This is a genomic window from Eggerthella lenta DSM 2243, assembly GCF_000024265.1.
In the GTDB taxonomy this organism is placed as follows: domain Bacteria; phylum Actinomycetota; class Coriobacteriia; order Coriobacteriales; family Eggerthellaceae; genus Eggerthella; species Eggerthella lenta.
Window position 1 is genome coordinate 278,746 of record NC_013204.1, and the last position, 22,864, is coordinate 301,609.

Annotated in this window: 20 protein-coding genes; 6 read left to right on the plus strand and 14 right to left on the minus strand. The window is 65.4% G+C overall.

The annotated features are described in order from the left end of the window. Window positions 1-10: 10 nt before the first annotated feature. On the plus strand, window positions 11-796 hold the full coding sequence (locus ELEN_RS01035) for a glucose 1-dehydrogenase (protein WP_015759877.1): 786 nt from the start codon (window positions 11-13) through the stop codon (window positions 794-796). A gap of 9 nt (window positions 797-805) precedes the next feature. On the opposite strand, the gene ELEN_RS01040 is transcribed toward ELEN_RS01035, so the two are convergent. The 5 genes from ELEN_RS01040 to ELEN_RS01060 all read right to left on the minus strand — a co-directional run bounded on the left by ELEN_RS01040 (window position 806) and on the right by ELEN_RS01060 (window position 4,790). Then, window positions 806-1,087 carry a type II toxin-antitoxin system RelE/ParE family toxin gene (locus ELEN_RS01040; protein ID WP_015759878.1) on the minus strand — a complete coding sequence of 94 codons (282 nt, stop codon included), beginning with the start codon at window positions 1,085-1,087 and terminating at the stop codon, window positions 806-808. Next, window positions 1,088-1,348, minus strand: a complete 261-nt coding sequence (locus tag ELEN_RS01045) for a prevent-host-death family protein (protein ID WP_015759879.1) — start codon at window positions 1,346-1,348, stop codon at window positions 1,088-1,090. Between the two features lie 166 nt (window positions 1,349-1,514). Next, window positions 1,515-2,558 (minus strand): acyl-CoA dehydratase activase, encoded by a 1,044-nt coding sequence (locus ELEN_RS01050; protein ID WP_009305777.1) that lies wholly within the window; start codon window positions 2,556-2,558, stop codon window positions 1,515-1,517. Next, window positions 2,555-3,781 carry a 2-hydroxyacyl-CoA dehydratase gene (locus tag ELEN_RS01055; RefSeq protein ID WP_035578732.1) on the minus strand — a complete coding sequence of 409 codons (1,227 nt, stop codon included), beginning with the start codon at window positions 3,779-3,781 and terminating at the stop codon, window positions 2,555-2,557. The genes ELEN_RS01050 and ELEN_RS01055 overlap by 4 nt, the downstream gene beginning before the upstream one ends. After that, window positions 3,771-4,790, minus strand: coding sequence for an acyl-CoA dehydratase activase-related protein (locus ELEN_RS01060; RefSeq protein WP_009305779.1), 1,020 nt, complete (start codon window positions 4,788-4,790; stop codon window positions 3,771-3,773). The genes ELEN_RS01055 and ELEN_RS01060 overlap by 11 nt, the downstream gene beginning before the upstream one ends. A gap of 669 nt (window positions 4,791-5,459) precedes the next feature. On the opposite strand from ELEN_RS01060, the gene ELEN_RS01065 reads away from it, so the two are divergent. After that, window positions 5,460-6,572: a LysR family transcriptional regulator gene (locus ELEN_RS01065; RefSeq protein ID WP_233946856.1), complete on the plus strand. Its 1,113-nt coding sequence runs from the start codon at window positions 5,460-5,462 to the stop codon at window positions 6,570-6,572. On the opposite strand, the gene ELEN_RS01070 is transcribed toward ELEN_RS01065, so the two are convergent. Beyond that, entirely contained in the window at window positions 6,535-7,911 is a 1,377-nt protein-coding gene (locus ELEN_RS01070; RefSeq protein ID WP_009305781.1) for an FAD-dependent oxidoreductase, read from the minus strand. The genes ELEN_RS01065 and ELEN_RS01070 overlap by 38 nt on opposite strands. A 240-nt stretch (window positions 7,912-8,151) precedes the next feature. On the opposite strand from ELEN_RS01070, the gene ELEN_RS01075 reads away from it, so the two are divergent. After that, window positions 8,152-8,583, plus strand: coding sequence for a universal stress protein (locus tag ELEN_RS01075; protein ID WP_009305782.1), 432 nt, complete (start codon window positions 8,152-8,154; stop codon window positions 8,581-8,583). Window positions 8,584-8,928: 345 nt separating this feature from the next. Here the strand turns inward: ELEN_RS01075 and ELEN_RS01080 are convergent, their stop codons facing one another. The 3 genes from ELEN_RS01080 to ELEN_RS01090 form a co-directional block, all read right to left on the minus strand. Beyond that, the gene (locus ELEN_RS01080) at window positions 8,929-9,444 is read right to left on the minus strand and encodes a rhodanese-like domain-containing protein (RefSeq protein WP_015759882.1); all 516 of its coding nucleotides are present in this window, start codon (window positions 9,442-9,444) and stop codon (window positions 8,929-8,931) included. A 667-nt stretch (window positions 9,445-10,111) separates the two neighbouring features. Further along, window positions 10,112-11,716, minus strand: coding sequence for an FAD-dependent oxidoreductase (locus ELEN_RS01085; protein ID WP_015759883.1), 1,605 nt, complete (start codon window positions 11,714-11,716; stop codon window positions 10,112-10,114). A gap of 377 nt (window positions 11,717-12,093) precedes the next feature. Then, window positions 12,094-13,557 carry a helix-turn-helix transcriptional regulator gene (locus tag ELEN_RS01090; protein ID WP_009305785.1) on the minus strand — a complete coding sequence of 488 codons (1,464 nt, stop codon included), beginning with the start codon at window positions 13,555-13,557 and terminating at the stop codon, window positions 12,094-12,096. Window positions 13,558-13,923: 366 nt separating this feature from the next. On the opposite strand from ELEN_RS01090, the gene ELEN_RS01095 reads away from it, so the two are divergent. Continuing rightward, window positions 13,924-15,702 (plus strand): MDR family MFS transporter, encoded by a 1,779-nt coding sequence (locus ELEN_RS01095; protein WP_015759884.1) that lies wholly within the window; start codon window positions 13,924-13,926, stop codon window positions 15,700-15,702. Between the two features lie 14 nt (window positions 15,703-15,716). Here ELEN_RS01095 and ELEN_RS01100 read toward each other — a convergent pair whose 3' ends face one another. The 3 genes from ELEN_RS01100 to ELEN_RS01110 are packed head-to-tail and all read right to left on the minus strand — an operon-like array spanning window position 15,717 to window position 17,883. Beyond that, a complete protein-coding gene (locus ELEN_RS01100) occupies window positions 15,717-16,568 on the minus strand; it encodes a TrmH family RNA methyltransferase (protein WP_009305787.1) in 852 nt (283 codons plus the stop codon). Beyond that, entirely contained in the window at window positions 16,565-17,212 is a 648-nt protein-coding gene (locus ELEN_RS01105; protein WP_009305788.1) for a cysteine hydrolase family protein, read from the minus strand. The genes ELEN_RS01100 and ELEN_RS01105 overlap by 4 nt, the downstream gene beginning before the upstream one ends. Further along, on the minus strand, window positions 17,209-17,883 hold the full coding sequence (locus ELEN_RS01110) for a Crp/Fnr family transcriptional regulator (protein ID WP_009305789.1): 675 nt from the start codon (window positions 17,881-17,883) through the stop codon (window positions 17,209-17,211). Before ELEN_RS01110 ends, ELEN_RS01105 begins: the two co-directional genes overlap by 4 nt. Window positions 17,884-18,070: 187 nt before the next feature. Between ELEN_RS01110 and hcp the strand changes: the two genes are divergently transcribed. Beyond that, on the plus strand, window positions 18,071-19,666 hold the full coding sequence (hcp, locus tag ELEN_RS01115; RefSeq protein ID WP_009305790.1) for a hydroxylamine reductase: 1,596 nt from the start codon (window positions 18,071-18,073) through the stop codon (window positions 19,664-19,666). A 227-nt stretch (window positions 19,667-19,893) separates the two neighbouring features. On the opposite strand, the gene ELEN_RS01120 is transcribed toward hcp, so the two are convergent. Together ELEN_RS01120 and ELEN_RS01125 are read right to left on the minus strand one after the other, a co-directional pair. Next, window positions 19,894-20,796: a VIT1/CCC1 transporter family protein gene (locus ELEN_RS01120; protein ID WP_009305791.1), complete on the minus strand. Its 903-nt coding sequence runs from the start codon at window positions 20,794-20,796 to the stop codon at window positions 19,894-19,896. A 323-nt stretch (window positions 20,797-21,119) separates the two neighbouring features. Continuing rightward, window positions 21,120-21,578: a hypothetical protein gene (locus ELEN_RS01125; RefSeq protein WP_009305792.1), complete on the minus strand. Its 459-nt coding sequence runs from the start codon at window positions 21,576-21,578 to the stop codon at window positions 21,120-21,122. Between the two features lie 87 nt (window positions 21,579-21,665). Between ELEN_RS01125 and mazG the strand changes: the two genes are divergently transcribed. Next, the gene (gene mazG / locus ELEN_RS01130) at window positions 21,666-22,637 is read left to right on the plus strand and encodes a nucleoside triphosphate pyrophosphohydrolase (RefSeq protein WP_009305793.1); all 972 of its coding nucleotides are present in this window, start codon (window positions 21,666-21,668) and stop codon (window positions 22,635-22,637) included. Window positions 22,638-22,864: the final 227 nt, after the last annotated feature.

The window sequence follows — 22,864 nt, forward strand, 5'->3', positions numbered from 1 at the left end:
GAAGGCTCCCATGTACGACGATCTCAAGGGCAAGACGGTGGTGGTGACGGGCAGCTCGAAGGGGCTGGGCGCCGCCATGGCGCGGCGCTTCGGCGCCGAGGGCATGAACGTGGTGGCGAACTACCGCTCCGACGAAGAGGGCGCGCGCGAAACGGTGCGAGCCATCGAGGAAGCGGGCGGAGCGGCGGCCGCGGTGCAGGCCGACGTGAGCAAGAACGAGTGCGTGGACGCCCTGTTCGACGCTGCGATGTTCTCGTTCGGCGGCGTGGACATCTGGGTGAACAACGCGGGCATCGAGGTGGCTTCGCCGTCCGATCGGAAGTCCATCGAGGAATGGCAGCGCGTCATCGACGTGAACCTGACCGGCGTGTTCGCGGGCTGCCGCCGCGCCATCGATCACTTTCTGGATCGCAAGATGCCCGGCGTCATCATCAACCTGTCGTCGGTGCACGAGATCATTCCGTGGCCGCATTTCGCCGACTATGCGGCCAGCAAGGCAGGAGTCGGCATGCTGACGAAGACGCTGGCGCTCGAGTACGCCGACCGCGGCATCCGCGTGAACGCCATCGCGCCCGGAGCCATGAACACGCCCATCAACGCGGAGAAGTTCGCCGATCCCGAAGCGCGCGCCGCAACCGAACGGCTCATCCCGATGGGGTACGTGGGCGCCCCCGAAGACGTGGCCGCCGCCGCGGCCTGGCTCGCGTCCGACCAGGCCAGCTACGTGACCGGCACCACCCTGTTCGTCGACGGCGGCATGACGCTGTACCCCGGCTTCCAGTTCGGGCAGGGCTAGGGCGACGGCTCAGAAGAGGTCGTCGTGACCGCCGGTTCGCGCGAAGCCGACCACGCCATCGACTATCTCGTACATGATCAACCAGTCACTGGTTCGTCCTTTGACGTGAAGCTCTCGTTTTCCTTGGAGGTTGCCGCTTAAAGCGTGGTCGTTGTATTTCAAAGGTATGGGTTCCTCGTCGGAATGAAGAATGGCGGATATAGCCGCCTTGAAAGACCCCATGTCCCAGTGCTTCTTCATGCATTTTTTGACATCGCGCTCGAATGCCGGGGAGTTGATGGAGCGATACATTTATATCCCTAAGGCAGCGAAGAGCTCATCTGCGTCTTCGTGCGTCCTGTGCGAGGGATCTTTTCTTATCTCCTCCAACTCTCGGAACGCTTCGAGGGTTTCCTCGTTGGGCTCCTTGGCAAGAGGGGCGGGGCTTATGACCAAATAGGGCGTTGAACCCTTGAAAACGGTGACCGACTTGCGCGTTTCGCTTACTTGGCGGCCAATTTTGGTGAAGTTCGCTCGAGCTTCCGATACGCTCACGGTATTTGTGATGGACATAGCGTCTCCTTTCGATCGGCTGAATCAAAAATAGCATAACTATAGCTATAAATCTAGCTATAGTTATGCTACAGATATTTGCCCATCATGGTCCTGATGCGATTTGGGACGAGTTGGTGGAGATGGCGCAAGCTCGCCGCAGCGCGTCCGCATGGCGTTGCGGCGCTTACCCGGCCTTCACGGCGCCTTTGTCACAGCGGTTGCCCCAGGAGTCGATGATCTTCCCGTCGCGGTAGACGCAGATGATCTCGCAGTGGTTCGCGCACTTCTGGCACTCCACCTCGCGGGTGACGAACTCGAACGTGCGCAACGCGTCGAAGTCGAACGCCTCGCCGTCGCCGGGCTCCCCGGCGCGCGGAGCGGCCTCGGCGGCCAGCAGCGCCACGCCGAACGCGCCCATGAGGTGGCCGTCCTCGTCCACGACCACGTCCATGCCCAGCTCGTCGCGGAACGCCTGCACCACGCCGGCGTTCTTGCTCACGCCGCCCTGGAACACCACGGGCGCGGCGATCTGCTTGCCTTTGCCCACGTTGTTCAGGTAGTTCGTGGCCACCGCGCGGCACAGGCCGGCGATGATGTCCTCGCGCGCGTAGCCCACCTGGATCTTATGTACGAGGTCGCTCTCGGCGAACACGGTGCAACGCGCCGCGATGTTCGCGGGCTTCTTCGAGGTCAGCGCGATGTCGCCGAACTCTTCCACCTCCACGCCCAGCCGATGCGCCTGGCTCGACAGGAATGCGCCCGTGCCCGCCGCGCACAGCGTGTTCATGGCGTAGTCCACGGCGATGCCGCTCTCCACGCAGATGATTTTCGAGTCCTGGCCGCCGATCTCCAGGATGGTGCGCACGTCGGGATGCAAAAACGTCGTGCCCACCGCGTGCGCCGTGATCTCGTTCTTCACCACGGTGGCGCCGCACATGGCGCCCACCAGCCGCCGCGCGCTGCCGGTGGTGCCCACGGCGCGCACGCGCACCGCGTCGCGATCCACCTGCGAGCCCAGGTCGGCCACCACGCGGCGCGCGGCATCGGCCGGGTTGCCCTCGGTCCACAGGTACGTGCGCGCGATGATGCGCCGGTCGGCGTCGATGATCACGCCCTTCGTGGAAATCGACCCGATGTCGATGCCGAGGTAGCAGTCCGTTCGCCCTGACGGGACGGGGCGTCCCTCGCTGGCGTTGGCGGTCGTGTGAGTTTCCCTTGCTTCGGTCATCGGGCCGTCTTCTCCTTCTTCATGGCGATCATGTCGTAGAACGCTTCGAGGCGCGTGTCCAAACCGGTGTCGCTGGTCTGCGAGTCGTAGCTGAGGTACAGCACGGGCACGCCGGTGTCGCGGCTGATGCGCTGCAGCACGGGCATGCAGTCGACCTCGGGCGTGCAGCCCGACGACTTGAGGTGCACGATGCCGTCGAACCCTTCCTGCGCGTACTTGCGCGCGGCCGCGATGGTCATGCTGGACGTGGGGCCCATGTCGTACTGCACGTACTCCGAGATGCCGGCGCGCAGGTTCTTCTCGTTGTAGCGCAGGTTGCGGTTCGTCATGTTCAGCGCTCGGTGCAGTTCCACGCCCATGTCCAGGAACTTGCGCTCCAGATCAAGGTTGCTGGCTGGGTCGGCTGCGGTGAAGTACTCGCCCACGATGCCCACGCGCAAGGGGCGGGCGGGGCGATGCTGCGGCAGCGCGCGCAACGCATCGAGGCCCTTCCGCTGCGCTTCGGCGATCTCGCGCTCGTTCGTGGCCGCGCGCATGTCGGCGAAGTACGCCTCCCGCGCGCGCTCGAACGACCCGGGCTCGGCTTCGAACCCGGCGTTCGCCAGGTAGAAATCGTTCACTTCGTCCAGGTGCTCGATCATTTTAAACACGGCCAGCATGTTACGCACGCCATGCGGCACCGACAGGTCTGGGTTCACCTTCTTCTTGCATACCGAGATGTACTCGGTCAGGGGCTTGCCGGTGAGCATGGCGAAGTTCAGCATGTCGAACTCGTAGCCCAGATCGCGCATGATGGATTGCTGCAGCTCGCCGTAATACCCCAGGCGGCAGGGCCCGGCGAACTGCACCAGCACGTCGGCGCCCAGCTCCAGCGCCTCGATGTAGTCGCCCAGGATGTGCTTGAACGGCGCGCACACCATGTCGCTGGAGTGGCGCGAGCCCAGCTCGATGGTGCGCTTCGTGGGCTTCGGCAGTGCGACGAAATCGGCGTCCAGCACGTGTTCGACGAAGAATTTGAACGCGATGTCGTAGTAGCTGTAGCGGAAGAACGCCACGCGCGTGCGGGCGTGGCGTTCGCGCTTGGCGCGCGGCTTCTTCGGCAGCGAGGGCAGCAGCTTGAACGGGCCGCGCCGCGTGCCCACCACCACGCGGGCGCCGCGCACCTCGCGGTCGCCGTCGGTGTGCAGCGGGTTCACCGCGTCGCGTTTCGTCTCAGGCGCCAACGTAGCCCCCTTTCTTCTGGTAGCGCAGGATGTCGATGAAGCTCTCGACGCGCGTCTCCAACCCGGCGGTGCCGCTTTGCGCGTCGATGGTGAGGTTGAGCACCGGCTTGCCCTGGATGCAGCGCACGATGGCGTCGTCGGTCATGGAGTCGGGCCCGCAGGGGAACGCGCTGACCAGCACGATGCCGTCCACGCGGTGGTGCAGCTGCGTGATGGCGCCGATGATCTCGCGGTTCACGATCCACGGCAGCGTGTCGGAGAAGTCGAAGCTGGCCTGCAGCGAGCGCTCACGGTCGGCCTCGTCGGCGAACAGCACCACGGCGTTCATGCTTTCCAGCAGGTCCGTCAGCGCGCCGCCCATGAACGCATCGTGCGCGAGGTAGGGGTGCGCTGCCAGCAGGATGGCAAGCGGTGCGTCCTCGGGGCGCCGCGCCGCCGCCCGCGCGGCTTCCAGCTGGGACAGGGCGCGCGTTTGCCGCAACGTCGCGGCGCGTTCGGCCTGCTCCTGCGCGCGGGCGGCCGCTTTCCAGGCGCGCTTCGCCTCGCGCGGGCCCGTGTAGCGCTGCGTGGCCAGCTCGATGAGCGCGTCTTTCATGCTTTTGTGTTCATCCACCTCGTTCACCAGGCACGACAGTACTTCGATGCGCTGGTCGGCGAAGGTATTGGCCACGAGGTCGGGCAGCGCCTGGAACTTCGTGCAGAACCCGCGCCGTCGTCCCACGTTGGCGATGCTGGGCACGAACACGGCATCGCACGCGTCCGAATCCACCAGCGAGGCCACGTGTCCCAGGTAGATCTTCGAGGCCAGGCAGCACTCGTCGTTCGACAGCGCGTCCCCGTGCGCCACGGTGGAGCGGTCGGTGGGGTCGCTGAGCACGACGTCGCAGCCCAGCGCCTCGAAGAACGTCGTCCACAGCGTGCCGTAGCGGTAGTGCAACAGCGCGCGCGGCATGCCGATGCGGCGCGGGCCGTCGGCGGCGGCGCGGAGGGGGAACCCGGGTGATGCCATGCGTGCTCCTTGGGCGAGGTGGTTTGATCTGCAGAGCCGGAGCCCGATGACGGCGCCGTTCTTGCCTAACGCAGCTTACACCAACAGTCGCGCGGCGCTCGAAGGCACGCCCAAGCGACATGCTTTCTTCGCGGGGAGGGGTGTTGCGTTGGTGGCGGGTTGCTTGGGGGGTCGCGTTGGGGACGGCGGTGGGTCGGCGGCGGGTTGCTTGGGGTCTTGCTGGCGACGGCTCGCCGGCGGGTTGAAGGCGAGCTGGTGGCGGGTCGTTCGAGGGGGCCTCGCCTCCGGTTGACTCGCGCGTGGCAGAGATCGTACGGTATGCACGATTCTCCGCCGCCGCCGTTTCTCGCGACCTGGGCTTTTCCTTTCCGCCTCCGAAAACGACCACCTGAAATCGTGCATAGCGCGCGATCTCTGCCACGGCGTTCCTCCGTTCGCCGTCGGATCGATGCGGATGCGAGTCTGCCGGGCTCCTGCGGCGAGCCGCTCGAGCGGCTCGCGTCTTTATAGGCGCTGCGACGGAGGGTGCGCCCCTCCGCCACTCGGTTTTTCCGCAGGAGGTGGGATTTGCGGAAAGCGCGTAAAACCACCCGTCCCTGCGACGCGCTGTGACGCAGCTTGCGCCGATGGAGCCCCTTTCGCAAAGCCCGTAAGCGACGCGCGCCCTTCGTGCGATCAGAGGCGCTCTTCTCGCGCGTTTTGTGCTCAGGAACTGCTGTTCAAAAGATAGTTGAACGGGGCGCGTCTCGGATGCAACGACCTAGGAGCGCGGTAGAATCTCAAAAAGGATCGGCGCGCGATAGGTTCGAGGTAGACTTTTTGAATATCAAGCAAGTAAGATACTTCGTCGCTGTGTTCCAGAGCGGCAGCTTGTCAGCGGCCGCAAAGGAGCAGTACGTAACCGTCCAAGCGGTCTCGAAGGCTATCGCTGATCTGGAGCGAGAACTGAAGAACGAGCTGTTCGTGCGCGAAAGCCGCGGCGTGCATCCCACCCTGTTCGGAAAGGCCTTCTACGTCAAAGCCGAGCCGGTGCTGAGAAGCTTCGACGAGTTGGAGGCGTTTGCGCACAGACGACGCTCTGCCGAATCTCCGTTGTTGCGGTTGGGGCTGTGCGCGTCTCCGCTCTATGGATACGAGCAAGCATGCGCCAGCATTGCATCGTTCGTCTACAAGAACTCGGGCATCGAAACCTCTATACGGCTTGAGGCGGGGCTTCGCGGCTTCGGGGCGCTGCAGGCGGGACACCTGGATGCGCTTATCGTGGTTGGCGCATGCCGTCACCCCGATATGGATTGCCTGAATCTCGGCAAGGTGATGCTGGGCGTGATTATGTCGTATCGGCACCCCTTGGCGCAGCATCAAACTGTCAGCTTGGACGATATAAAGCCGTACCCCGTCTCCATATCGGAAGACTTCGACCGCTTCAACGATTCCGTTGCGGAGTTCTATCGTGAGCGCGGGGTCGATATTCTCGTCAGCGCGACTACTGCCGCGCAGTTCGAGCGCTATCTGACGCGAGAGAACGGGTTGGCGCTCACCGTTGGCGTTCCTGCGCTCGGTCAGTTCAACCCCCTCACCGAGTTGAAACCCATGGCGGCCAAGGATTCCGTTTCCGTGCCTATCTGCCTCGTCAGCCTCAAAGGACGCAAGGCGCCCGCCTATGCGGGCTTCGAGCGCTGGATGACGAACGAGCTTGCCGTCAAAGGCGGCGATCCGGTCAGGAGGTTCGTGTCCACGACGGCTTCTACTCCTGCATGTTCTGAGGCAGGAACAGGTTGTTGAACGCCTCGGTCATGGACGGGTGCGTGAATACGGCGCTCTGCAGCACGGAGGCGGGAATGCGTGCATCCATGACCAGTTTCACGGTGTTCACCAGCTCCTGCGCATCTTCGCAGAACAGATCCATGCCCAGCAGCACTCCTGAGTTCGCGTCTACCACGGCCTTCATCAGACCCACCGGGTCTTGCAGGATGCGCGCTTGCGAGATTTTTTCAGCGGGCAGTTTGTATACCTGTACGGAATAGCCGGCTTTGCGCGCCTCGTCCGCGGTCATGCCGACGCGCGCGAACGGCGGGTGCACGAACGTGCAATAAGGGATGGCGCCGCGGTTCTTCGTCGTGCGCGATCCGTCGCCCAGCAGGTCGGATGCGACGATGCGGAAGTCGTCGTAGGCGATGTAGGTGAATTGCATGCCGCCCGTCACGTCGCCCATGGCCCAGACATTGTCGGCCGTGGTGCGCAGGTGCTCGTCCACCTTGATTCCGCCGCGGTCGTTCAGCTCGATGCCGGCGGCTTCCAGGTTGAGGCCGGTCGTGTTCGGGGTGCGGCCGACCGCGACCAGCACGGCATGGCCGGGATAGCGCTTCTCCTCGCCGTTCACCTGGGCGAACACCAGCACCTGGTCGTGCTCGTCGTCGATGTGCGTCACGTGCGCGTCGTACACGATGGTGACGCCGCGGTCTTCGAGGCTCCTCCGCACGGCTTCGGCCGTCTCGGGATCCTCGTGGGCGAGGATGGCGTCGCTGTTTTGTAGGATGGTCACCTGTGCGCCGAAGTCGGTGTAGAACGAGGCGAACTCGAGGCCGACGTAGCCGCCGCCGATGATGACGAGCTGGCGCGGCAGGGTGGGCAGCTCGATGAGCGAGCTGCTGACGAACACGCGCGGGCTGTCTATGCCGGGGATGGAAGGCAGCTTCGGCAGCGAGCCGGTGTCGATGAAGATGCGCTTCGCCTCGATGCTGCGCGTGCCCGACGCGGTGGCCACCGTCAGGTGCGTGGCGTTCGCGAACGATGCGCGGCCGTCGATGACGTCGACGTTCTCGCGATCGGCCAGCGCGCGGTAGTTGCGTTCGCGCGAGGCGGAGCGCAGTTCTTTCATGTCGTCGACGGCCGCGGTGTAGCGCTCCTCGCGTTCAACGATAGAGCCGCCTACGGCCGCGGTCAGTCGTGCCGATTCCACGAGTGCCTTCGTGGGGATGCATGCGTTGTTCACGCAGGCGCCGCCGTACATGGTGTCGGACTGCTCCACGACTACGATGTTCTGGCCATCGTCGGCAAGCGCACCGCCCAGGGCGAGGCCCGCCGTTCCGAACCCGATGATCGCTGCGTCGAACTGTTCCATGGTGCGTCCTTTCGTCGAGACCCTAAAGGGGGCCGCTCTATTCGGGGCATGTTGCACGCTGCCGAAGATGTTTATCGTAGGGCACCCGACCGCCCGGCTGGCGATGGCCGGCGATCCGCGCGAAAGCGGTCATGAAAGCGTGGACAACTTGTTTCCCTGCCCGCGCTGAAAGCCCTATACTGGAGGTAGGACGTTTTCAGGCGGCGCACCGCGCTCGCCGCGACCGAGAGGAGGCCCACCATGGCCGTTAACAAGTTGCTCGTGGCGTTCGACGAATCCGAGGGTGCCGACCGCGCGCTCGCCATGGCCGCCAGCCTGGCTGCAGTGAATCCCGAGGCGCATGTGGACGTCGTGTACGTGGTGCCTATCCCGCTGCTCGACGAAACGCAGATGGCGAACTTCAAGGACATTCTCGACATGATGATCTCCGACGGCGAGGATCTGCTGGCCGAGGCCGAGCAGAAGATGGGCGAGGACGTTGCCGCGCGCACCGACTCGCTGCTGCTAACCGGCACGAATCCGGCCACCGAGATTGTCAAGCTGATCGGCCAGCGCGACTACGACCTGCTGATTGTGGGCAACCGTGGCCTGAGCGGGCTCAAGGAGTACATGGGCAGCGTCAGCCACAAGCTGTTGCACGCATCGCCCATCCCCGTGCTGATCGCGAAATAACCTTCCGAACGCGAAACGGCCCCGGGCAATGAGGCCGTTTCGATGAGACAAAGGGACGGGGCTATTGTCTCATTCGCGTGATTCGCGGGCGTTTCGTGCGGGTGCGGCGGAGCTTGGACAGGGATCCGCCGCATCCGCACGGCTTTGACGCGTGCGCCGACGGCTTGCGGCGCACGTTCCCCTCCCGTTCTACGCATGTTCGCGGACGCTCGGTCTGACGAGCGTTTCGGTTTGTCGCCTTGGAGATCCGTGCGCGTTCCGCAGTTGGCTTAGCGGAGCGGTTGCCCATACCTGTCCACGTGTCGTTTCCGGCGGGACACGCACGGACCTCCAAGGCGACAGATTCTACTGCGCGTCGCCTGCGAAGCTGCCTGGCTCGGTTCCGGCCACCTTTTCGCCGTTCCAGTCGACGATGCCGCCCAGGTCGAACACGTGCTTGTAACCCAGGTTGAGAAGCATGTTCGAAGCGTGTTCGCTGCGCACGCCGGTCCGGCAGTAGACGATGATGGAGGCGTTTTCGTCCACGCCTTGAAGGCCGGCGGGTTTGACGGAGCCGATGGTTTCGACGGGTATGTTGATGGCTCCGGGGATGTGCCCGTCAGCATATTCGCGTGCGGTGCGGACGTCTACAAGGGTTGCGGAGTTTTCGCTCATCATGGCAACCGCCTCGTCCTCGGAAATTGTGGCGTACCCGCCGTTGCGTTCGTTTGTCATGGATTCCTCGCTTTTGCTTTGGTTTTGAATTGCGGGCGCGTCGGATGATGCGGCGGGCGTTTCCGCGCATGCCGCCAGGGTGAGCGCTCCGGCTGCGGCCAGCGTGACGACGGCCAGCGCCGCGTGTTTTCTCATACGGCTATTCATGAGCTGCAACGTCCTCCTAAGGGGAGCGCTAGGGTCGACGGTAAGTAACTGTAACGCTATTGCATACAGATTACAAAGTCAAGCATAGTATTAGAATTTTACGAACATGCGATATCGTCTTCACAAGGCACCGCGCTGTCTGCTTGACGGCCCTTCGTGCCCCCCGGCTGGTCTCGCAATGGCAAAAAGATACCGAATTCGGAAGCGAGCGGGCGTCCCTGTTCGGCATCGGCGCATGATGCTGGAGACGGGATCGTTTTGACCGGGCGTTATCGGGAGAGGCCCTTTCCTGCTTTCTGAGGAGAGGCGCAGCGACTTCCGAATTCGACGCCTTTTCGCCATTGGCCGTGCTGTCGGTTGCACGGAGGCGGCCGCGGGCTGCGAGACGACGACGGCTGCTGCTGGCGCGAGGCATAGCCCGCGGCTCGGCGAAGCGCTGGCTATGCGCGCAAGGATCAACAAGCGTACGAATGTTTCACGTGAAACATTCGGGGTCGAACAGGAGAAGGAGCCCGAACGACGGTTTTGAGAGCCGGCGGCCACGATGCGGCTGCGACCCGTTCGTATGCAAAGCGCCCTCCGGCGAGAGCCGGAGGGCGTGAGGGGAGGGAAGGCGGTGTGATGACGCTCGGGCGTCGGGCGTGCCGGCTCCCGAGCGTTCGGCGCGTTACGCGCCGTAGTACTCCAGAGCCGACTGGGCGGCGATGCGGCCGGTGACGGTGCCCATGCACATGGACGAGCCGCTCACGGCGTAGCGCATGTAGAACAGCTCGGCGTTGCCCAGCGTGCCGCCGGCATACAGGCCGGGGACGGGCTTGCGGTCGGCGTCCAGCACTTCGGCCTTCGTGCTGATGGCCAGCTGGCCGAACGAGTCGTTCGTGTTCGGTGTGATCTGGATGGCGTAGAACGGCGCCTTCTCGATGGCCTGCAGGTCTTCGGGCTTCTTGTGGAAGTCGGCGTCCTCACCGGCCTCGCACAGCTCGTTATAGCGCTCGATGGTCTTCATCAGCGGGTAGGAGGGCAGCCCGGCCGCCTCGGCCAGCTCCTCGATGGTGTCGGCCGTGTCGACGACGCCCTTCTCCACGCCCTTCTTGATAAGCTCCATGCGCTTGTCGGGCTGCTGCGAGTCGCAGATGATGGTGAATTCCTTGCGGCCGCTTTCCACGAACGGCGTGAAGTAATCGAACTGGCTGGTCATAGACTCGTTCGCGCAACGATAGCCCAGGTCGGTGACGAACACGCCCGTGTTCACCATGCGCAGCGCGCTCAGCTCGTCGTTGAGGGGCAGCGGTTCGCGGCCCACCAGGTGGATCTGCGACAGGCCGCCCTTCAGCAGCGTCATGGCGCCGGCCTGCTTCGCCAGCTCGATGCCGTCGCCCGTGTTGCTGGGGCTGCTGAACGTGTGCCAACCCACGGCACCCGGCGCGTACAGCTCCTTCGCCCAATCCTGGCCGTCGAAGCCGCCCGAAGCCAGCATGACGGCCTTCGCGTTGATGGTGTACTCGGTCTTGCCCTGGCGCGCCTTCACGCCCGCGGCCTTGCCGCCGTCCATGAGCACTTCGATGGCGCGCGTTTCCATCATGATTTCCACGCCGTTCTTCTCGGCTTCGGCGATGAGGTTGTCCACGATGCCCTTGCCGCTGGTGGTCGACAGCATGGAGCGGTCGGACACGTTGTCGCCGGGCTTCTTGTCGAAGTCGCAGCCCAGCTCCACCAGCCAATCCATGGCCGCGCCGCCGCCCTCGGCCACGAGGCGGCAGATGTCCATGTTCGCGTCGCCGTCGGACTGATCGAAGAAGAACTGCGCCACCTCCTCGGGTGTGCCATAGTCCGTGTAGCCCAGCTCGTCCTGCTTCTTCGCGCCGCAGCAATAGAAGTTGCCGGAGCAGATGGACGAATCGCCGCCGGTCACGTTGTGCTTTTCAAGCACGACCACCTTGGCGCCGGCGCGCGAGGCCTCCACGGCCGCGCTCATGCCGGCCACGCCGCTGCCCACGATGACGAAGTCGACGTCCTTGGTTTCCTGCTTCTCGGCCGGGGTCTCGGCGGCGGCTTGGATGGTGTCGGGCTTCTGGGCGCCGGTTGCGCTCGACGTGTTGTTGGCGCTTGCGGCATCGGAGCCGCTTTCGGCGCTTGCGGGCGCCGCGGTGCTTTGCGGCGCGCAGCCGGCGAGGCCGCTTCCGGCTACGACGGCTGCCGTCGCGCCCAGTCCCATAAGGAACGAGCGGCGCGAAACGCCTGCGGATGCGATGTTCTTTCCCTCTGTGCTCATGATGATCCTCCCTGTTCGACGATGCTTCTTGTCGGCGGCCGACCCTCCTCCGGTCGATCCGCTGTCGCCATCCTGCCAGGGAACGGGGTCGCCCCGCCAGCGCCAAAGTGGGTGGATTGCGAAAACCCTCCATAGTGGAGGGGTGGAGGGTGGAGGCACGAAGGCGGGTCGGGAGGCGGAACGCTGCTGCACACCTTGTCTTCCTGAGCGCAGCGCCGTAAGGCGCGGGGTCGAAGGATCCCGTGCGGTGCCAACTGGAAGCGCCGCAGCTGCCGCCGCACGGGATCCTTCGACCCCGCGCTTAGCGGGTCTCCCTGCGCTCGCTTCGCGCGCTCGGGAGTTCGACAGTCTGCTGGCCTGTCGAATGCTGCGCTCGCTCAGGACGACAGCGGGCGTCCCTCCGCGTGGAGCTCGACGCGGTCGAGGAGGTCTTGCTTGTCGACGGCGCTGCTCTTCTGGTACACGTTGTGGATGTAGCCCTTGATGGTGTTCGGCGACAGCCCCAGCTCGTCGGCGATGTACGTGCGCGTGCGGCCTTGGCACAACAGGATCAGCACGTCGGTTTCACGGGCGGTGAGGGCATGGGCGGCGGCGAACGAGCGCAGCAGATCGACTTGCATCGTGCGCACGTCGCTCGTCTCGGGTACAGGCGACGACGACGGCGCTTCCTTCTGCGCGCGTCGGGTTTCCAGCCGCTTCGCCACGATGGGGTTGAGCGCCAGCACGAACAGCGACACAAGTGAGATGAGCGCGAGTCCCGTCACCAGCACATCCTGCGCGATCACCGCCGCGCCGAACGCGACGCCTCCGAGGATCAGCAGCGCCGACGCCCCCAGCGCAACGCTCAGGTACACCCACATTGATACGTGGTCGCGTTCGCCCAGCAGGCACACGGCGATGCGAACGTTCATGCCCGACAGGTAGAACGCCACGAACACGAGCACCGCCGCAATCACGTGCACGATGGGCGAAGTGATGAACGGCAGCGCGATCAGCGCCACGGCCACGATGGGGAACAGGATGTCGTACAAATCGCCCACCGACAACGCGTGCTTCTTGCGCACCACGTACGCCAGCATGATGCCGGCTGCCAGCAAGATGTCCAGCACGGCCTGCGCGGCGATGGGCACGGGCTCCTCGACCACGGTTGCCACCTGGCTCACCGCGCCGAACACGAACGAGAACACCGCCAGGTACGACACCGCTTTCACGAAGTCGCCCGCGCCGCCCTGCGCGAGGCTGACGCGCCGCGCCGTTGCATCCATCGGTGCCGTGCGCGCAAGCGGCAACGCCGAAACCACGATGATGGCCAGCGCGAACAGCAGCTCGAAGGTGCCCGATGCGACGAAGATGACGGCCGCCACCGCCCCGCCGCACAGAAACGACAGCGGCACGGTGCGCGCAAGCGACACCTGGCCGCGCTCGTGTAGGCTGGTGATGCGCGCCATCCATGCAAGCTCGGCGGTGGCCAATCCGTAGCCGATCAGGCTCGAGGCGGCGATGGCGTACGGCCAGCCGCCCTCGATGAGCCCCACCAGCCGCGCGAACATGAGGGCGTTGCCCAGGAAGGCTGCGGCGAAGGCGCTGACGATGCGCGCGCGGCGCGTGGGCTTGCGGCGCAGAGCGTAGGCCAGCGCGGTGCCGGCCATCGTCAGCGCGTACGCGAGGAAGAACAGTGCGCCGAACGCATCGCCCGCCCCGTGCGACAGGCTCATCTCCTGAAGGAACGTGCTGGAGATCATGAGGGGGAACGTCAGCCCGCACACGATGCCGTATCCCACGGCGCTGCCCGCGAGCGTGCGTTTCGCGCCCGCGGATTCCGGCTTGGTTTCGTGCTGCATATCCCCTCCCTCCTCGTTCCCCGTATTCTACTCGACGCGCGCGCCGAGTAGCGGACAGGTTTCGCGCGCATGCAAAACGCATAGCGCATCGGAAGGGAGAGCGGACGGTGGCGTACGAATGTTTCACGTGAAACATTCGCGTTCCGACGCGGGAGGGCCTCGGCGAGGACGGCATCGCGACCTGCCAGGCCATCATTCCGCGCCAGCATTCCTCCTCTGCTCGCGGGCCTCGTTCGGGCGTTGGCGGGCTTCCCCACGAGTGCGCGACGCTCTGCTGACCGTTCGGTTTCCGTGTGCTGCGGCCGCATGCTCGTCCGCGCGACCGCGACCATACTGGAAAGGATCACGCAGCGATAAGGAGCAGGCATGGAAGGCATAGACCGGACGGCGCTCGCGCCCGCGGACGCGGCGCGCGTGCACGAAAGCGACGAACCCGAAACCACCCCGCTGACCTCGACCGTCGACGATGCCGAGCGCGCGGCGGCCTTTGATGCGCCTTCGACCGCAGCACGCTCCGGCCATGTCTCGGCCTCGGCCACGTCCGACGCGGCCCGCGACGCGGCGGCGCGCACCCGCGCGCACGAGCTTGCCGCAGCGTCGGCGCGGCAGGGCGGCGTGCCCGCGAGCGAGCCCAAACCCGAGCATTCGCGCGGCGTGGCCGCCGTGTTCGCTGGCTTGCTGCTGGCCATGTTCGCCAGCACGCTGTCCGAGACGGTGACGGCCACCGCGCTTCCCACCATCGTGGGCGATCTGGGCGGCGTCGACCATATGCAGTGGGTGACCACGGCGTACATCCTGGCGTCCACCGTCATGATGCCAATCTACGGCAAGCTGGGCGACCTGTTCGGCCGCAAATACCTGTTCATCATCGCGCTGTCCATCTTCATCGTGGGGTCGGCCACGTGCGGGCTCGCGCCCAGCATGGACGGCCTCATCGCGGGCCGCGCCGTGGAGGGGCTCGGCGGAGGCGGCCTTATCATCCTGGCGCAAGCTACCATCGCCGACATCATCCCGCCGCGTCAGCGAGGGAAGTACATGGGCCTCATGGGCTCGGTGTTCGCGGTGTCCACGGTGGTGGGGCCGCTGTTGGGCGGCTGGTTCGTGCAGGTGACGGGGTGGCGCTGGCTGTTCGCGTTCAACATCCCGCTGGCGCTGCTGGCCATCGCGGCCGTGGCGTTCTTCCTGACGAAGCCCGTGCGGCGCGACGACCGCCCGCCTATCGACATCGGCGGCATGATGGCCATGGCCGTGTCGGTGTCGTCGCTGGTGCTGGCCACGGCGTGGGGCGGCACGCTGTTTCCGTGGATCTCGCCGCAGATATTCGCGCTGTTCGCGCTGTTCTTCGTGGCGGCGGTTGCGTTCGTACTGGTGGAACGCAAGGCGAAGGAGCCCATCATCCCCATGCTGCTGTTCAAGAACCGCAACTTCGTGGTGTGCACGGTCACCGGAATGTTCATCATGCTGGGCATGATGGGAACCATATCGTACCTGCCCACGTACTTCCAGATCGTCGAGGGGCTGGCGCCCGAGCAGGCGGGTCTCATGACGGTGCCGATGATGGCGGGCGTGCTGATCACGGCGGTGGGCACGGGCTTCCTCGCCACGAAAACGGGCCGCTACAAGTGGATGCCCATCGCGTCGTGCGCCGTGACGGCCGTGGGGTTCGTGCTGCTGTCGCAGCTGACCGTGGGCACGCCGCTGGTGGTGACGGGCGTGTTCCTGTTCGTGCTGGGCTTCGGCATCGGTCTGGGCCAGCAGATCCTCGTGCTCATCGTGCAGAACGAGTTCCCGCACGCCATCGTGGGCACGGCGACGGCGGCGAACAACTTCTTCCGGCAGATCGGCTCCACGCTGGGCGCGTCGCTGGTGGGCGCGCTGTTCACGTCGCGCCTGACTGCCGACTTGGCCGCCAAGCTGCCGCACGTGGACAACATCAACATGAACCGCATCACGCCCGATTTCGTGCAGCACCTCGACAGCGGCACGCGCGCCATCATCACCTCGGCGTACAGCGACGCGCTCGTGCCTATCTTCCTGTACGTGGTGCCGTTGCTAGTGGTGGGCTTCGTGCTGATGCTCACGCTCAAGGAGCACCCGTTGGCCACGAAGGTGAACCACACCGGCCACCCTGGCGACACGGTGTAGAGCGAGACATCAACCTACCGGCGCAGCTGCCAGAAGGCTACGGCGCTGGCGGCGGCCACGTTGAGCGAGTCCACCCCGCAGGCCATGGGGATGCGCACGGTGTAGTCGCAGCGGGCGATGGTGTCGTGCGCGAGGCCGTCGCCCTCGGTGCCGAACACCAGCGCCAGGCGCTCCTCGGCGTTGAGGGCGGGATCGTCCAGCGGCACCGAGTCGTCCGTCAACGCGAAGGCTGCGGTCTTGAAGCCCAGCTCATGCAGCAGCGGCACGCCGTCGGGCGCCCAGCCGCCCGTGCCCGTCGCGCCCGCGCCGGCCTCTTCGCCGATGCGCGTCCACGGCACTTGGAACACCGTGCCCATCGACACGCGCACGGCGCGCCGGTACAGCGGATCGTAGCAGGCGGGCGTCACCAGCACGGCGTCGATGCCGAGGGCTGCGGCCGAGCGGAAGATGGCGCCGACGTTCGTGTGGTTCGTGATGTCTTCCAGCACCGTGATGCGCCGCGCTCCGCGTACGATATCGGCCACGCTGGGCAGCTGCGGGCGGCGGAACGCTCCCAGCGCGCCGCGCGTCAGCTCGAACCCGGTGAGCTTCGTCAACTCGTCGTGCGGTGCGACGAACACGGGGACGCCGTCGCCCCAGCGCGCGGAGATCTCGTCGATGATCGGCTGCATCGCGGGCAGCCATTTCGCTTCCATGAGCAGCGACAGAGGCTCCATGCCAGCCGCCAGCGCGCGCTCAATCACCTTGCCCGACTCGGCGATGAACAGCGCTTTCTCCGGCTCCAGCTTGCTGCGCAGCTGCGCCTCGGTCAGCCGCGCGAACGCATCCAGCCGCGGATCGTCCAGCGTTTCCACGTTCTCGATCATCGGGCTGCCTCCTCGAAGCATGCCTCGCGCACTCCGCCCGCCACGTCTGCGACGTTCGCCAGACCGCGTTCGCAGAATTCGTCGCAGGTCATGATGTGGGCGCCGATGAAGGCCATGTCCTCGATGTTCGCCGCCTGCACCTCCGGCGTGCGCGACGACGTGCAGTCTTCCAGCAGCACCACATTGTAGTCGAGCGACAGCGCGTCGTAGCAGGTGGTGCGGATGCAGTTCGGCGTGGTGGTGCCGATGAGCACGACGGTGCCCACGCCCAGGCGGCGAAGCACCAGGTCCAGCTGCGTGGCGAAGAACGCGGAGAAACGCGGCTTCGCGATCACGCGGTCGCCCGGCTGCGGCGCCAGCGGTTCGTACTCGTCCAGCGTGCGCGGGCTGGCGCAGGCGCGCGACACGGGCTTGCCGCCTTCCACCCAGCCGCGATGCCGCGCGGCTTCCACATCCGAGCCGTCGGCAGCGTACTCGCGGATGGCGTGGAACACGGGCATTCCCAGCTCGCGCGCTCGGTTGAGCGCTCGCGTGCAGGCGGGCACGGTGGCTGCGGCTCCCGCCACGCATAGCGCCGACGAGGAGTCGAGGAACCCGTGTTGCATGTCGATGATGATGAGGGCTGCTTTGCGCGGGTCGATCATAGGGCGCTCCTTCGCACGATCTCGAACTGGTTCCTATTGTAGTCGATGAGGCCGTCCCTTTTCATCCGCGACAGCTCGGCGCACATGGCACTGCGGTCCACCGACAGGTAGTCGGCCAGCTCCTGGCGGTCGAACGGGATGACGAAGCGGCTGGCGTGCGCGGCTTCCGCCTGGTCGGAGAGGTACGACAGCAGCTTGGCGCGCGTCGTGCGCTTCGTGGTGTGCTCGATTTTGCGCGTCAGCGCGTGGGTGCGCTTCGCCACGATGCCCAGCAGGTTGCGGATGAGCCGGGCGTGGAACGCGCACGACGACGGGCACATGGTGGTCACGCGCCCGATGTCCAGGAACAGCACGGTCGCGTCTTCGGCTGCCACCACGTTGATGTCGAAGGCCAGGTCGGGCTCGCAGGCATACACTTCGGCGAACGATTGGCCCGGTCCGAACGATGCGAGGATGCTGCGGTTGCCCCAGTAGTCCTCCTTCTCCAGCCGTACCGAGCCTTCCAGCATGATACCCATCGCCGTGGTGCGGTCGCCCACGCGGAAGAGGTAGGAGCCTTTGGGGAATGTGCGCTTCCGCGCGCCCAGGCACTGCAGCATGGGCGCGAGGTCGGCGGCGTCGATGTTCGCGAACAGGGGCGATCGGCCGATGAGGGGCAGGTGGTGTTCCATAGGGCTCCTTTGTTGTAAATACAACGGAAATGCTTGAACCAGTATCGTAGGGTAAGCGTCATCAGGCAAGCAAGCGATGACCGAGCGCTGCGCACTGCACCGTGAACGGCATGCGGCGCGAAGGGGGGCAGTCCCCTTTCGCGCCGCTCTGGCGGGGTTTGAGCGCAGGCGCAAGAGAGGACGAGACATGGGCGATACGGCGACGATGTTCTGCTTCCAATGCGAGCAGACGGCTGGATGTACTGGCTGCACCGGGGCGACCGGCGTGTGCGGCAAGCAGGCGAGCACGGCTGTTTTGCAGGACGAGGTGACGGGCGCGCTCGTTGCTCTGGCGCGAACCGTACGTGCTGCGGGGATGAACGGGGACGCGCGGCGAACGGCGGACGATCTTGCGATGGAAGGTTTGTTCGCTACGCTGACGAACGTTGATTTCGACGATGCGGCCTTGGCCGACCTCCTCGCGCGCGTCCATGCCGAGCGCGATTCCGTTGCAGCGTCGGCGCAGGTGGGGGCTGCGCCCGACTACGATCTGGCCATGCTGTGGAACGCACCCGAGGACGCGCGTTCGCTCAAGTCGCTGGTGCTGTTCGGTCTGCGCGGGCTGGCGGCCTACGCCTATCATGCAGCGGCGCTGGGCTATCGCGACGACGCGGTGTCGTCCTTCCTGCATGAAGGCTTGGCCGCGCTGGCCGACGACGAGGCCGACGCCGACGTGTTGCTGCCGCTGTCGCTCAAGGTGGGCGAGGTGAACCTGCGCTGTATGGAGTTGCTCGATCGGGCGAACACCGAGACGTTCGGCACGCCGGAGCCCACCACGGTGACGCGCGCGGTGGAAGCCGGCCCCTTCATTGTGGTCTCTGGTCACGACCTGCACGACCTCAAGCTGCTGCTCGATCAGACGGAAGGCCGCGGCGTGAACGTCTACACGCACGGCGAGCTGCTTCCCGCGCACGCGTATCCCGAGTTGAAGCGCTATGCCCACCTCAAGGGCAATGTGGGAACCGCATGGCAGAGCCAGCGCGTCGAGTTCGCCGACCTGCCCGCGCCCGTCCTGTTCACCACGAACTGCCTCATGCCGCCGGCGGCCTCCTACGCCGACCGCGTGTTCACCACCGGTCCTGTGGCGTACCCCGGCATGATGCACGTTGAGGCTGCGCCCGACGGCGGGAAAGACTTCGAGCCGCTCATCCAGCGTGCGCTGGAGCTGGGCGGTTATGCGGCTGCAACCGATACGACCGGCACGTTCACCACGGGCTTCGGCCACAGCGCCGTCCTCGGCGTGGCCGACACCGTGGTCGACGCGGTGAAGCAAGGCGCCATCAGCCGTTTCTTCCTTGTGGGCGGCTGCGACGGTGCGCGTCCGGGCCGCAGCTACTTCCGCGACTTCGTGCAGCAGGCTCCCGACGACAGCATCATCCTGACGCTGGCGTGCGGCAAGTTCCGCTTCAACGACCTGGACTTGGGCACTATCGGCGGTCTGCCGCGCATCATGGACATGGGTCAGTGCAACGACGCGTACGGCGCCATCCGCGTGGCCGTGGCGCTGGCCGAGGCGTTCGACTGCGGCGTGAACGACCTGCCGCTGACGCTGGTGCTGTCGTGGTACGAGCAGAAGGCCGTGTCCATCCTGCTGACGCTGTTGCATCTGGGGATTCGCGGAATCTACCTGGGTCCGACTCTGCCCGCATTCGTGTCGCCCGGCGTGTTGGATGTGCTGGTGCGCGAGTTCGACGTCCGCCCCATCACCACGCCGGAGGAGGACTTGAAGGCGATTTTGGCGTAGCTCCCGACCATGCGTGCGAAGGAGCGAAGCGAGGTGCTAAAAACGAAATTGAGTTGAGAATCCGGCGGGTATTCCGAAGTTTTCTCAATTGGTTTGAGAAAACTTCGGAACGTTTCAAAGCGGAGCTGTACCAAGCGCGTCAAAGCGTGTCAAAGGGACGGGTGATTTGACACGCCTTCGATACGCTCACGAATGGCGCGAAAGGGGACTGTCCCTTTTCGCGCCACTTAGATATCCACGCCCAGGAACTGCTTCACCAGGATGCCGATGACGAACGACAGCGCCGCCACGCCCAGGCTGATGCCGGCCATCTGGCCGAATCGTTTCTTGAACGGAAGATCCTGCGCCACCGAGAGATAGTAGTTGAACACCACGAGTATCAGCAGCACGATGACTACCATGGTACCCATGGCCCACAGGTAGTGCGACTCGTCGAACAGCAGGTACGGCAGAATCAGCAGCGCTACCGTCACGAGGTAGGCGACGCCCGTGTACGAAGCCGACTTCAGCGCGTCGGGACGCCCCTCGCTCTTCGACGACAGGTACTCGCTCGACGCCATCGACAGGGTGGCTGCGATGCCGGTGATCAGACCCGAAAGCGCGATGAGACGCGTGTTCTGCATAGCCAGCGTCAGACCCGCCAGCGTACCGGTCATCTCCACCATGGCGTCGTTCATGCCCAGCACCATGCTGCCCACGTACGACAGGCGCTCCTCGTCCAGCATCGCCAGCAGCGCCTGCTCGTGCGATTCCTCGTCGGCGCGGATGCCCAGCGCCTCGGGCGCTTCTTTCGCCAGCTCCTCGTACGAGATCTGGGCCTTCTCCTCGCCCCGCTCCATCAGCTTGACGGCGAACGTGAAGCCGAACACGCGCGCGATAAGGGAGAATCGCAGCACCTTGCCGCGCTGGGGCTTCATCGCCTCGCCAGTGTAGCGCTGCCAGATGGCGGCGTGCTTCGCCTCCTCGTCGGCGATGCGCAGCAACGCGGCGCGGTTGCTCTCGTCCTTGGTGCCGGCCGCGATGCGCCGGTACACTTCGGATTCGGTCACCTCGTTCTGCTGGAAGATGCGAACCTGTGCGAGCGCTTCGGGGGAGAGCTGCGCGGTCGGGGCGGGTGCGGTATCGATCATGATGCTCCTCGCTGTTTCTTTTTCGGTTCGGCTGCCAGCATATCCGATTTTGCTATGTCGTGGCTGCTGTTTTCCGGTTGCGCCGCATCTTTCTCGCTCCGTGTCCGATCCCGTGCATCCGATGGTGCCGCCGGTGGCGAAAAAGGCTCGAATTCGGAAGTTTCGGAGCGTGCCGCAGGCGCTGCGAAAAACGCTCTTTCTCGTAATACCTGGTCATCGAAGTGCCCTTCATGGATACAGGCATGCCGTGCCCTCCTGAGGGGCGCGATGGTTTCCGAATTCGGCATCTTTTTGCCATTTCGAGCCCGGGGCGTTGCACGCTCTCAGGTCTGGGGCGTTGCACGCTTCACCCAGAGCAGCCACCCGAAGGCGGCCGCCATCAGCACGAGGCCTGCGGCGTCGAACAGGATGAAGCGCTCGATGCTGGCGGAAAGCGCGGCGTGGCCGGCGGGCAGCCCGAAGCGCAGCCACGATTCGCCGGCAAGGCCGATGGCCTGCTGCACCAGCACGATGACGGCCACGGCGCGGAAGCGCAGCGGGCTGGCGATGACGGCGGGGTAGGTGGCGTTCCACATGAGGAACGCGATGCCGAGGCCCTGCACGGCCGCGGCGCCCGGCACGCCCGCCACCTCGAACGACGGTGCGTAGGCATCGGGCCAAAGCACGAACGACGCCGCGCACTGCACGTTGATGGCAAACACCAGCAGAAACGCTGCGCGCGCCAGCCACGCGGCGCGGCGTACGCGCACGGGCAGGTCGTTCGTGTCGGCGGGTTGGTTCATACCGATATCCTTTCGCATTGTCGTGCAGCATACCACGCCCCTCGCGCGGCGGTATACTGCTGTTGAGCAACCGAAGAAAGGATCTCCATGACTGCCTCCGAACCCACGCCGCCCATCGCATCCCCGTCTCCTGCCGCGCCCCTCGCAAGCCAGCTTGCGGCCAACCCCTGCAGCCATCCGTCGTTCGACCAGTTCGTCGCCACCATCGCCGCGCTGCGCGCGCCGGACGGATGCCCGTGGGATCGCACGCAGACGCACCAGAGCATCGCGCACAACATGATCGAAGAGGCATACGAGGCGGTGGACGCCATCGAAGCCGCCGATGTCGCGCACCTGCGCGAGGAGCTGGGCGACGTGCTGCTGCAGGTGGTGTTGCAAAGCCAGATAGCTTCCGATGCCGGCGAGTTCGACATCAACGACGTGTGCGCCGACGTGAACGAGAAGATGGTCCGCCGCCATCCTCACGTGTTCGGCGAGGCGCAAGCCGCCAACGCCGGGGACGTGCTGGATCTGTGGGAACGGGTGAAGATGGCGGAGAAGGGCGCCGCCGACGAGGCGGCCGACGGTGCGGGCGAGCGGCGCGAAGGCCTGCTGGACGGCGTGCCCACCAGCTTCCCCGCGCTCATGCAGGCGCAGAAGATATCTCGCAAGGCCGCGGCCGCCGGGTTCGAGTGGGACTCGCTTGACGGCGTGTGGGAGAAAGTGCGCGAGGAAATCGCCGAGCTGCAAGAAGCCTACGCCGTCGCGCCCAAGGCGGCGAACGGCAAGGTGGACGCCGCGGCCGCTTCCGCAGGCGCGGCCGTCGACCCCGCCGCGGCCGAGGCGGCCGTCGCCGCCGTCGAGGACGAGCTCGGCGACGTGCTGTTCTCGCTGGTGAACGTGGGCCGCCGCATGGGCGTGGACGCAGAAGGTGCGCTGCGCTCCACCTGCCGCAAGTTCCGCGACCGATGGGCCTGGATGGAGCAAGCCGCCTGGCAGCAGGGTCGAACCATCGAAGACCTCTCCAGCGAAGAGCGCGAAACCCTGTGGAACGAGGCGAAGAAGCGCGAGCGATCGTAGGGTCGCCTCCTGTCGTCCTGGGCGCCCGCACCGCTTCGTTCGGGTCTCCGCTTCAACCCTTTGGCACATTTGATGGCGCAGGTGGGCGTAAAGCGCTAAACTGTATCCCCATCGTCATACATCCTACCAAGAAGGCGAGGGGGGCGATGCGTCCTGCATGGGAATTTGGAATCGAAAAAGACTCGCTGGAGGAAGAAAAAACCGACGGGGGGGGGGGGGGCTCATTC

What these genes read in the sequence shown, in the direction of transcription:
- ELEN_RS01035 (WP_015759877.1), top strand. Translation starts at nt 11, where the DNA reads ATGTACGACGATCTCAAGGGCAAGACGGTGGTGGTGACGGGCAGCTCG.
- ELEN_RS01040 (WP_015759878.1), bottom strand. Translation starts at nt 1,087, where the DNA reads ATGTATCGCTCCATCAACTCCCCGGCATTCGAGCGCGATGTCAAAAAA.
- ELEN_RS01045 (WP_015759879.1), bottom strand. Translation starts at nt 1,348, where the DNA reads ATGTCCATCACAAATACCGTGAGCGTATCGGAAGCTCGAGCGAACTTC.
- ELEN_RS01050 (WP_009305777.1), bottom strand. Translation starts at nt 2,558, where the DNA reads ATGACCGAAGCAAGGGAAACTCACACGACCGCCAACGCCAGCGAGGGA.
- ELEN_RS01060 (WP_009305779.1), bottom strand. Translation starts at nt 4,790, where the DNA reads ATGGCATCACCCGGGTTCCCCCTCCGCGCCGCCGCCGACGGCCCGCGC.
- ELEN_RS01070 (WP_009305781.1), bottom strand. Translation starts at nt 7,911, where the DNA reads ATGGAACAGTTCGACGCAGCGATCATCGGGTTCGGAACGGCGGGCCTC.
- ELEN_RS01075 (WP_009305782.1), top strand. Translation starts at nt 8,152, where the DNA reads ATGGCCGTTAACAAGTTGCTCGTGGCGTTCGACGAATCCGAGGGTGCC.
- ELEN_RS01080 (WP_015759882.1), bottom strand. Translation starts at nt 9,444, where the DNA reads ATGAATAGCCGTATGAGAAAACACGCGGCGCTGGCCGTCGTCACGCTG.
- ELEN_RS01085 (WP_015759883.1), bottom strand. Translation starts at nt 11,716, where the DNA reads ATGAGCACAGAGGGAAAGAACATCGCATCCGCAGGCGTTTCGCGCCGC.
- ELEN_RS01090 (WP_009305785.1), bottom strand. Translation starts at nt 13,557, where the DNA reads ATGCAGCACGAAACCAAGCCGGAATCCGCGGGCGCGAAACGCACGCTC.
- ELEN_RS01095 (WP_015759884.1), top strand. Translation starts at nt 13,924, where the DNA reads ATGGAAGGCATAGACCGGACGGCGCTCGCGCCCGCGGACGCGGCGCGC.
- ELEN_RS01100 (WP_009305787.1), bottom strand. Translation starts at nt 16,568, where the DNA reads ATGATCGAGAACGTGGAAACGCTGGACGATCCGCGGCTGGATGCGTTC.
- ELEN_RS01105 (WP_009305788.1), bottom strand. Translation starts at nt 17,212, where the DNA reads ATGATCGACCCGCGCAAAGCAGCCCTCATCATCATCGACATGCAACAC.
- ELEN_RS01110 (WP_009305789.1), bottom strand. Translation starts at nt 17,883, where the DNA reads ATGGAACACCACCTGCCCCTCATCGGCCGATCGCCCCTGTTCGCGAAC.
- hcp (WP_009305790.1), top strand. Translation starts at nt 18,071, where the DNA reads ATGGGCGATACGGCGACGATGTTCTGCTTCCAATGCGAGCAGACGGCT.
- ELEN_RS01120 (WP_009305791.1), bottom strand. Translation starts at nt 20,796, where the DNA reads ATGATCGATACCGCACCCGCCCCGACCGCGCAGCTCTCCCCCGAAGCG.
- ELEN_RS01125 (WP_009305792.1), bottom strand. Translation starts at nt 21,578, where the DNA reads ATGAACCAACCCGCCGACACGAACGACCTGCCCGTGCGCGTACGCCGC.
- mazG (WP_009305793.1), top strand. Translation starts at nt 21,666, where the DNA reads ATGACTGCCTCCGAACCCACGCCGCCCATCGCATCCCCGTCTCCTGCC.